Below are 9,472 nucleotides of genomic sequence, written 5' to 3'. Positions count from 1 at the left end.
CCCGTCGGCCCCCGCCCCCGTGGCGGTGCGCCCCGGCCGGGCAACCCGCGGGCCCGCGGGTGCGTCCCTCCGGGCGGGGTCCGCCCGTACCGCAGCACATCCCGGCCCGGCGGGCCGGCGTACCACCCGGGAGGCCTCATGAGCGGCAGCGGAACCGGCGGCGGCGACGGCCGCGCCGTCGTCATCGGCGGCGGGCTCGCCGGAGTCACCGCCGCGCTCGAACTCGCCGACGCCGGACTGCGGGTCACCCTCCTCGAAGGACGCCCCCGCCTCGGCGGCCTCGCCTTCTCCTTCAAGCGCGGCGACCTGACCGTCGACAACGGCCAGCACGTCTACCTGCGCTGCTGCACCGCCTACCGCTGGTTCCTCGACCGTGTCGACGGCGCCCACCTCGCCCCGCTCCAGGACCGCCTCGACGTCCCCGTCCTCGACGTGGCCCACCCCGCCGGACCCCGCCTGGGCCGGCTGCGCCGCAGCGCCCTGCCCGTGCCCCTGCACCTCGCCGCCTCGCTGGCCCGCTACCCGCACCTCTCCCTCGCCGAACGGGCCTCCGTCGGCCGCGCCGCCCTCGCGCTGCGCCGCCTCGACCCCGCCGACCCCGCCCTCGACGGCCTCGACTTCGCCACCTGGCTCGCCCGCTACGGCCAGTCCCCGCGCACCGTCGAGGCCCTGTGGGACCTCGTCGGCATCGCCACCCTCAACGCCACCGCCCAGCAGTCCTCGCTCGGCCTGGCCGCCATGGTCTTCAAGACCGGCCTGCTCTCCGAGAACGGCGCCGCCGACATCGGCTGGGCCCGCGTCCCGCTCGGCGAACTCCACGACACCCTCGCCCGCAAGGCCCTCGACTCCGCCGGCGTCCGCACCGAGCTGCGCACCCGCGTCACCGCCGTCTCCCGTACCGAGGACGGCGCCTGGCGGGTCGGCACCGACGGCGAGTCCTTCGACGCGGACACCGTCGTCCTCGCCGTCCCGCAGCGCGAGGCCCACGGCCTGCTGCCCGCCGGCGCGCTCGCCGACCCCGACAAGCTCCTCGACATCGGCACCGCGCCCATCCTCAACGTCCACGTCGTGTACGACCGCAAGGTGCTCCGGCAGCCCTTCTTCGCCGCCCTCGGCACCCCCGTGCAGTGGGTCTTCGACCGCACCGACTCCTCCGGACTCACCGACGGCGGCCAGTACCTGGCCCTGTCCCAGTCCGTGGCCCAGGACGACATCGACGAGCCCGTCTCCGTGCTGCGCGCCAAGTACCTGCCCGAACTGGAACGGCTGCTGCCCGCCGCCCGGGGGGCGAAGGTCCGGGACTTCTTCGTCACCCGCGAGCGCACCGCCACCTTCGCCCCCGGCCCCGGCGTCGGCCGGCTGCGCCCGGGCCCCCGGACCGACACGCCGGGCCTCTACCTCGCCGGTGCGTGGACCGCCACCGGCTGGCCCGCGACCATGGAGAGCGCCGTCCGCAGCGGCCTCGGCGCGGCACACGCCGCGCTCGCCGCTCTCGGCCGCCCCCGCGAACATCCTCTGCAGGAGGCGGTATGACGACCACCACGAGCACCACCAGCACCACCGGCACAGCACGTACAGGAACCAGAGGAGAGCCAGTGAACCCGGGGAACCCGGCTGTCGAGAACACGGATGCCGGCGCGGGCACGGCCGGAGGGGGAGTGGAGAAGGCCGACACCCTCGCCCTCCTCGAACGCGGCCGCACGCTGTCGACCCCCGTGCTCCGCGCGGCGGTGGACCGGCTCGCGGCGCCCATGGACACCGTCGCCGCCTACCACTTCGGCTGGATCGACGCCGAGGGCAACCCGGCGGACGGCGACGGCGGCAAGGCCGTGCGCCCCGCCCTCGCCCTGCTCTCCGCCGAGGCCGCCGGAGCCCCCGCCGAGGTCGGCGTCCCCGGCGCCGTCGCCGTCGAGCTCGTCCACAACTTCTCGCTGCTGCACGACGACCTGATGGACGGCGACGAACAGCGCCGCCACCGCGACACGGTGTGGAAGGTCCACGGCCCCGCGCTCGCCATCCTCGTCGGCGACGCCCTCTTCGCCCTCGCCAACGAGGTGCTGCTGGAGCTCGGCACCGCCGAGGCCGCCCGCGCCACCCACCGGCTGACCACCGCCAGCCGCAAGCTCATCGACGGCCAGGCGCAGGACATCTCCTACGAGCACCGCGAGCGCGTCAGCGTTCAGGAATGCCTCGAGATGGAGGGGAACAAGACCGGAGCCCTGCTCGCGTGCGCCGTGTCCATCGGCGCCGTCCTCGGCGGCGCGGACGACCGCACCGCCGACAAGCTGGAGGAGTACGGCTACCACCTCGGCCTCGCCTTCCAGGCCGTCGACGACCTCCTCGGCATCTGGGGCGACCCCGAGTCCACCGGCAAGCAGACCTGGAGCGACCTGCGCCAGCGCAAGAAGTCCCTGCCCGTCGTCGCGGCCCTCGCCGCCGGCGGACCCGCATGTGAGGAGCTCGCCAGGCTGCTCGCGGCCGACGCCAAGAGCAACGACTTCGAGAACTTCTCGGAGGAGGAGTTCGCCCACCGCGCCGCCCTCATCGAGGCCGCCGGCGGCCGCCAGTGGACCGCCGACGAGGCGCGCCGCCAGCACGCCATCGCCGTGAAGGCGCTCGACGACGTGGACATGCCGCAGCGGGTGCGGGAGCAGCTCGTCGCCCTCGCCGACTTCGTCGTCGTGCGCAAGAGGTGATCTTCGCCGGAAAGTGGATATGAATCGCGAGTCGCCGGCCGGGGACCCCTCCTGAGGGCATCCCCGGCCGACGGCAGACCCGGGCACAGCCGAAGCACTGTACGAAGGGGAAGCCATGACAGCGACGACCGACGGCGGCGGTGCGATCACCGACGGCGCGGATCCGCGACACGACACCGCGGCGGCCCCGGCCGGCGCGGCCGCCGGCCCGTCCGGCGAGGACACCGGCCTGCTGAAGGGAGTCCGGGACGCCACCGACCGGGCCGTGCGGGAACTGCTGGACCGGCAGGACCCGGACGGGTGGTGGAAGGGCGACCTCCAGACCAACGTCACCATGGACGCCGAGGACCTGCTGCTGCGCCAGTTCCTCGGCATCCGCGACGAGGCGACCACCCGGGCCGCCGCCCTGTTCATCCGCGGCGAGCAGCAGGCCGACGGCACCTGGGCCACCTTCCACGGCGGCCCGCCCGAACTCTCCGCCACCATCGAGGCGTACGTGGCCCTGCGCCTGGCCGGGGACGCGCCCGACGCCCCGCACATGGCCCGCGCCTCGGCCTGGATCCGCGACCACGGCGGGATCGCCGCAGCCCGGGTCTTCACCCGGATCTGGCTGGCCCTCTTCGGCTGGTGGAACTGGGACCACCTCCCCGAACTCCCGCCCGAGCTGATCTTCCTGCCGTCCTGGGTGCCGCTGAACATCTACGACTTCGGCTGCTGGGCCCGCCAGACGATCGTCCCGCTGACCGTCGTCTCCGCGCTGCGGCCCGTCCGCCCGGCCCCCTTCGCCCTGGACGAGCTGCACACCGACGCGCGCGAGCCCAACCCGCCCAAGCCGATGGCTCCGGCGGTCAGTTGGGACGGGGCCTTCCAGCGGATGGACAAGGTCCTGCACCTCTACCGGCGCGTCGCCCCGCGCCGCCTGCGCAAGGCCGCCATGGCCGCCGCCGCCCGGTGGATCGTCGAACGCCAGGAGAACGACGGCTGCTGGGGCGGGATCCAGCCGCCCGCCGTGTACTCCGTCATCGCCCTGCACCTGCTCGGCTACGACCTCGGGCACCCGGTGATGCGGGCCGGACTGGAGTCCCTCGACCGCTTCGCCGTGTGGCGCGAGGACGGCGCCCGCATGGTCGAGGCCTGCCAGTCCCCGGTCTGGGACACCTGCCTCGCCGCCATCGCCCTGGCCGACGCGGGCGTCCGCCCAGACCACCCGGCGCTGGTGAAGGCCGCCGACTGGATGCTCGGCGAGGAGATCCGGCGCAGCGGCGACTGGGCCGTGCGCCGCCCCGGACTGGAGCCCGGCGGCTGGGCCTTCGAGTTCCACAACGACACCTACCCCGACATCGACGACACCGCCGAGGTCGTCCTCGCCCTGCGCCGCATCCGCCACCCCGAACCGGCGAAGGTCGAGGCCGCGATCGCCCGCGGCACCTCCTGGACCCTCGGCATGCAGTCGAAGGACGGCGCCTGGGCCGCCTTCGACGCCGACAACACCAGCCCCTTCCCCAACCGGCTGCCCTTCTGCGACTTCGGGGAGGTCATCGACCCGCCCTCGGCCGATGTCACCGCCCACGTCGTGGAGATGCTCGCCGCCGAGGGCAAGGCCGCCGACCCGCGCACCCGTCGCGGGATCGCCTGGCTGCTCGCCGAACAGGAGGCGGACGGCAGCTGGTTCGGCCGCTGGGGCACCAACTACGTGTACGGGACGGGCTCGGTGGTCCCCGCCCTCACCACGGCCGGGATCTCCCCCCGCCACCCCGCCGTCCGGCGGGCCGTCGGCTGGCTGGAGTCCGTACAGAACGGGGACGGCGGCTGGGGCGAGGACCAGCGCTCCTACCGGGACCGCTCCTGGGCCGGGAAGGGCGCCTCCACCGCCTCCCAGACCGCATGGGCGCTGCTGGCCCTGCTCGCGGCGGGGGAGCGGGACGGCGCCGCCGTCCGGCGGGGGCTCGCCTACCTGGTGGAGACCCAGCGCGCCGACGGCACCTGGGACGAGCCGCAGTTCACCGGCACCGGATTCCCCTGGGACTTCTCCATCAACTACCACCTCTACCGCCAGGTGTTCCCGCTCACCGCCCTGGGCCGCTACCTGTACGGGGAGCCCTTCGGCCCGGCCGCCGTGCGGCACACCGACGGGGTCCCCGCGCCGGTCTCGGTCCCAGCCGAGGAGGCCTGATGTCCGCCCGGGCGGCCCCGCCCGAGCCGCCGCTGCTGATCGCCTGCGCCCTGCGCATCGAGCGGGCGGCCCTCAGCGGGGCGGGCCGCGCCGCCGACGGCGGGGGCACGGTGCTGCGGACCGGCATGGGGCCGCGCGCCGCCGACCGGGCCGTGGCCCGGGCCCTGGGACGGCCCGGGATGGAGCGGGCCGCCGTCCTCGCCACCGGCTTCTGCGCCGGCCTGGTCCCCGGCATGAACCCCGGCGACCTCGTCCTCGCCGAGGAGACCCGCGACCCCCGCGGGGCGGTCGGCTGCACCGGAACCGCCCTGCTCGCCGAGGCACTGGCCCGCGCCGCCCCCGGGCGGACCGTGCACACCGGCGCACTGACCGGCTCCGACCACGTCGTCCGCGGCCAGGAGCGCGCCCAGCTGCGCGCCACCGGCGCCATCGCGGTCGACATGGAGTCCGCGGCCACCCTGTGGACCGCTGCCGGGGCGGGCCGCCCGGTTGCGGCCGTCCGGGTGATCGTGGACGCTCCGGAGCACGAGCTCGTCCGTATCGGCACGGTCCGCGGTGGAATATCTGCCTTCCGTGTACTACGTGCCGTACTGCCCGCTTTCCATGACTGGCACCGTTCGTTGCTGCTTCCCAGGAGGTGAACCAGATGGCCATGCCGTTGCGACAGTCCATCAGGGTCGGGACCTATCTTCTCGAACAGAAGCTCCGCAAGCGCGAGAAGTTCCCGCTGATCGTCGAGCTGGAGCCGCTCTACGCCTGCAACCTGGCCTGCGAGGGGTGCGGGAAGATCCAGCACCCGGCCGGGGTGCTCAAGCAGCGCATGCCCGTCGCCCAGGCGGTCGGCGCCGTCCTCGAATCCGGCGCGCCCATGGTGTCCATCGCGGGCGGCGAGCCCCTGATGCACCCCCAGATCGACGAGATCGTGCGGCAGCTGGTGGCCCGGCGGAAGTACGTCTTCCTCTGCACCAACGCCCTGCTGCTCCGCAAGAAGATCGAGAAGTTCACCCCGTCCCCCTACTTCGCATTCGCCGTGCACATCGACGGACTGCGCGAACGCCACGACGAATCCGTGGCCAAGGAGGGCGTCTTCGACGAGGCCGTCGCCGCCATCAAGGAGGCCAAGCGGCGCGGATTCCGGGTGACCACCAACTCCACCTTCTTCAACACCGACACCCCGCAGACCGTCATCGAGGTGCTGAACTACCTCAATGACGACCTCCAGGTCGACGAGATGATGATCTCCCCCGCCTATGCCTATGAAAAGGCCCCCGACCAGGAACACTTCCTGGGCGTCGAACAGACCCGGGAACTCTTCAAGAAGGCCTTCGCGGGCGGCAACCGGCGCCGCTGGCGGCTCAACCACTCCCCGCTCTTCCTGGACTTCCTGGAAGGCAAGGCCGATTTCCCCTGCACCGCCTGGGCCATTCCGAATTACTCCCTCTTCGGCTGGCAGCGCCCCTGCTACCTGATGAGCGACGGATACGTGCCCACCTACCGGGAACTGGTGAACGACACCGACTGGAGCAAGTACGGCCGCGGAAAGGACCCGCGCTGCGCCAACTGCATGGCGCACTGCGGCTACGAGCCCACCGCCGTCCTCGCCACCATGGGCTCCCTCAAGGAGTCCCTGCGCGCCGCCCGCGAGACGATCGCCGGGAACCGGGACGCGTCGGCATGACGGCGCCGCAGTCAGGGGCGGCCGGCGGGGGCTTCGACCTCGCCGCGCTGCTGGCCGAGCGCGGCGGCGAACGCTACGAGCTGCACGCCCGCCACCTCAACCATCAGCTGCCCCGCATGCTGCGCACCATCGGCTTCGACAAGGTCTACGTGCGCGCCGAAGGTGCCCACTTCTGGGACGCCGAGGGCAATGACTACCTCGACATGCTCGCCGGGTTCGGGGTGATGGGCCTCGGCCGCCACCATCCGGTGGTGCGCCGGGCCCTGCACGACGTCCTCGACGCCCAGCTCGCCGACCTGACCCGCTTCGACTGCCAGCCGCTGCCCGGCCTGCTGGCCGAGAAGCTGCTCGCCCACAGCCCCCACCTGGACCGGGTCTTCTTCGGCAACAGCGGCACCGAGGCGGTCGAGACGGCCCTGAAGTTCGCCCGCTACGCCACCGGCCGGCCCAGGATCCTCTACTGCGACCACGCCTTCCACGGACTCACCACGGGCTCGCTGTCGGTCAACGGGGAGAGCGGCTTCCGCGACGGCTTCGCCCCGCTGCTGCCCGACACCCGGATCGCGCTCGGTGACCTGGAGGCCCTGGAGCGCGAGCTGCGCCGGGGCGACGTGGCGGCGTTCGTGGTCGAGCCGATCCAGGGCAAGGGGGTGCACGCCGCCCCGCCGGGGTTCCTGCGCGCGGCCCAGGAGCTCCTGCACCGGCACAAGGCGCTCCTGATCGCCGACGAGGTGCAGACCGGCCTCGGCCGGACCGGGGATTTCTACGCGTACCAGAACGAACCGGGCGTGGAACCGGACCTGGTGTGCGTGGCCAAGGCCCTGTCCGGCGGGTACGTGCCCGTCGGGGCGACCCTGGGCAAGGACTGGATCTTCCAGAAGGTCTACTCGTCCATGGACCGGGTCCTGGTGCACTCCGCGAGCTTCGGCTCCAACGCCCAGGCGATGGCGGCCGGGCTCGCGGTGCTCCACGTCATGGAGGACGAGCAGATCGTGGCCCGGGCCCGGGCCACGGGCGATCTGCTGCGCGGGCGGCTGGCCGCGCTGGTGGACGAGTACGAGATGCTGCACGAGGTGCGGGGCCGCGGGCTGATGATCGGCATCGAGTTCGGACGGCCGTCCTCGCTGGGCCTGCGCAGCCGCTGGACGATGCTCCAGGCGGCCCGCAAGGGGCTGTTCGCGCAGATGGTCGTGGCCCCGCTGCTGAACCGGCACCGGATCCTCACCCAGGTCTCCGGGGACCACCTGGAGGTCATCAAGCTCATCCCGCCGCTGATCGTGGACGAGGCGGACGTGGACCGGTTCGTCGGCGCCTTCCGGGAGGTCATGGACGAGGCGCACGGCGGCGGCTCGCTGATGTGGGACTTCGGCCGGACCCTGGTCAAGCAGGCCGTCGGCAACCGCTAGCGGTACGGGGCCCCGGTCCGCCGGGGCCCCGCAGGGCTCAGTCCAGCAGCCGGTCCCGCAGCCGCTCCAGCGTCGCCGGGGTGAGCCCCAGGCCCTCGGAGAGGTAGCGCTCCACCCCGCCCCAGTGCCCGTCGATGGTCTCGTACGCGGCGGTGAGGTACTCGGCGCGGGCGTCGAACAGCGGCGCCAGCAGCTCCATCACCTCGGGGGAGTGGGTGTCGGGGGTGGCGCCTTCGCGCCGCATCCGGTAGCGGTTGTGCGGGGCGTTCGACTCCAGGTAGTCCGCCACGATCGCGTCGCGGTCGACCCCGAGCGCGAGCAGGGTGACCGCGATCGACAGTCCCGCCCGGTCCTTGCCGGCCGCGCAGTGCATGAGCGCCGGCACGCTGTCCTCGGCGAGCGCGTGCACCACCCGGCCGTGCTCGGCGGTGCGGACGCGGATCATCTCGCGGTACGACTCCGCCATGCGGACGGCGGCCCTGCCGTCGCCGAGGAGGCCGCGGAGCTGGTCGAGGCCCCCTTCGCGGACCATCCTCCAGAATTCCCCGCCGTCGGCCGGGTCGGAGAGGGGGATGTTCACGTTGCGCACGCCCGGGAGTTCGACGTCCGGTCCCTCCAGGGCCTGGTCGGCGCCGTTGCGGAAGTCGAAGACGGTGTGCAGGCCGAGGGAGGCGAGGAACTCTGCATCGGTTTCGGTGGCATGTGCCAGATGTCCGCTTCGGAACAGTCGTCCCGGCCTGACCCTTCGTCCGTCCGCGGTCGGCAGCCCGCCCACGTCACGGAAATTGCGCACTCCGGTCATCTCGGGCATGGGGTCGGGGTGTGCCGGAAGGTCCTGCGGTATCTGCTGGGTCACGTGTGCTCCTCCGTGCGATGGCGTGTGTCCGAATTAGCCTGGTTGGAACCAACTTGCCATAGGTGGACGGGAGATCAGGCCGAACTCCGTGAGCCAGATCATACGGTGACCGTGCGTGCCTGATCGCGAAAGTCGAATTCCCTTGCCAGGCGGGCCGTTGTCGCCCCGGAATGGACGCAGGGTGACCGGAATTGCGTTGATCCCTCATACCTGCTATTCCGTCAGGGAATTCACGGCTTGTTGCCCGAGGTCCCGCTGGATTACCTTCGCGAGCGATCCGGGTGGACCGCCTAATCCTGCCGCCGCCCGGGAACCGCACCCGACCAACCACGCGCGCGGCAGGAGCGGGGGAACCAGATAAACCGCCGCCGCCGGATCGATGCCGGCCCGGCTCGGGGTGAAGCCGTACCCGTTGATCCGTATCCACGCGGACCCGCGGATACGGCCGGACATCTCCAGTCCGAACCCGACAGCTCACCTCGCAGGCACCGGAGAGGAATTCGCCATGCCCGGAAAGGGTAAGCACCGCCGCCCGAAGTCCCGTTCCATATCCCGCGGGCTCGCCTACGCCGGCACCGGTGGCGCGGCGCTCGCGCTGCCGCTCATGGGAGCCGCCGGCGCCCACGCCGCCGCTCCGGCCGCCGTGACCCCGGCCGCCGCGCC

Annotated in this window: 7 protein-coding genes, 1 pseudogene and 1 riboswitch; of the genes and pseudogenes, 7 read left to right on the top strand and 1 reads right to left on the bottom strand. The window is 72.8% G+C overall.

The window, feature by feature from the left end:
* Positions 1 to 138 precede the first annotated feature (138 nt).
* The 6 genes from hpnE to AB0F18_RS36575 all read left to right on the top strand — a co-directional run bounded on the left by hpnE (position 139) and on the right by AB0F18_RS36575 (position 7,953).
* Positions 139 to 1,533, top strand: a complete 1,395-nt coding sequence (hpnE, locus tag AB0F18_RS36600) for a hydroxysqualene dehydroxylase HpnE (RefSeq protein WP_362069020.1) — start codon at positions 139 to 141, stop codon at positions 1,531 to 1,533.
* Positions 1,530 to 2,696 carry a polyprenyl synthetase family protein gene (locus AB0F18_RS36595; RefSeq protein WP_362069017.1) on the top strand — a complete coding sequence of 389 codons (1,167 nt, stop codon included), beginning with the start codon at positions 1,530 to 1,532 and terminating at the stop codon, positions 2,694 to 2,696. Before hpnE ends, AB0F18_RS36595 begins: the two co-directional genes overlap by 4 nt.
* A gap of 115 nt (positions 2,697 to 2,811) precedes the next feature.
* Positions 2,812 to 4,869 carry a squalene--hopene cyclase gene (gene shc / locus AB0F18_RS36590; protein ID WP_362069014.1) on the top strand — a complete coding sequence of 686 codons (2,058 nt, stop codon included), beginning with the start codon at positions 2,812 to 2,814 and terminating at the stop codon, positions 4,867 to 4,869.
* On the top strand, positions 4,869 to 5,510 hold the full coding sequence (locus AB0F18_RS36585; RefSeq protein WP_362069011.1) for a 1-hydroxy-2-methyl-2-butenyl 4-diphosphate reductase: 642 nt from the start codon (positions 4,869 to 4,871) through the stop codon (positions 5,508 to 5,510). The genes shc and AB0F18_RS36585 overlap by 1 nt, the downstream gene beginning before the upstream one ends.
* 5 nt (positions 5,511 to 5,515) lie before the next feature.
* Positions 5,516 to 6,547, top strand: coding sequence for an adenosyl-hopene transferase HpnH (gene hpnH, locus AB0F18_RS36580; RefSeq protein WP_362069008.1), 1,032 nt, complete (start codon positions 5,516 to 5,518; stop codon positions 6,545 to 6,547).
* Positions 6,544 to 7,953 (top strand): aspartate aminotransferase family protein, encoded by a 1,410-nt coding sequence (locus AB0F18_RS36575; RefSeq protein ID WP_362069005.1) that lies wholly within the window; start codon positions 6,544 to 6,546, stop codon positions 7,951 to 7,953. The genes hpnH and AB0F18_RS36575 overlap by 4 nt, the downstream gene beginning before the upstream one ends.
* A 37-nt stretch (positions 7,954 to 7,990) precedes the next feature.
* Here AB0F18_RS36575 and AB0F18_RS36570 read toward each other — a convergent pair whose 3' ends face one another.
* Positions 7,991 to 8,764, bottom strand: coding sequence for a tyrosine-protein phosphatase (locus AB0F18_RS36570; RefSeq protein ID WP_362069023.1), 774 nt, complete (start codon positions 8,762 to 8,764; stop codon positions 7,991 to 7,993).
* 355 nt (positions 8,765 to 9,119) lie between these two features.
* A riboswitch (cyclic di-AMP (ydaO/yuaA leader) is annotated at positions 9,120 to 9,310 on the top strand.
* 4 nt (positions 9,311 to 9,314) lie between these two features.
* Here AB0F18_RS36570 and AB0F18_RS36565 point away from each other — a divergent pair.
* Positions 9,315 to 9,472: pseudogene (locus AB0F18_RS36565) on the top strand (peptidase); the annotation flags it as partial.

This window comes from Streptomyces sp. NPDC029216 (assembly GCF_040648015.1).
Taxonomy (GTDB): domain Bacteria; phylum Actinomycetota; class Actinomycetes; order Streptomycetales; family Streptomycetaceae; genus Streptomyces.
Note: the sequence above shows the minus strand (reverse complement) of the source record. Positions and strands in the feature narration are given on the sequence as shown.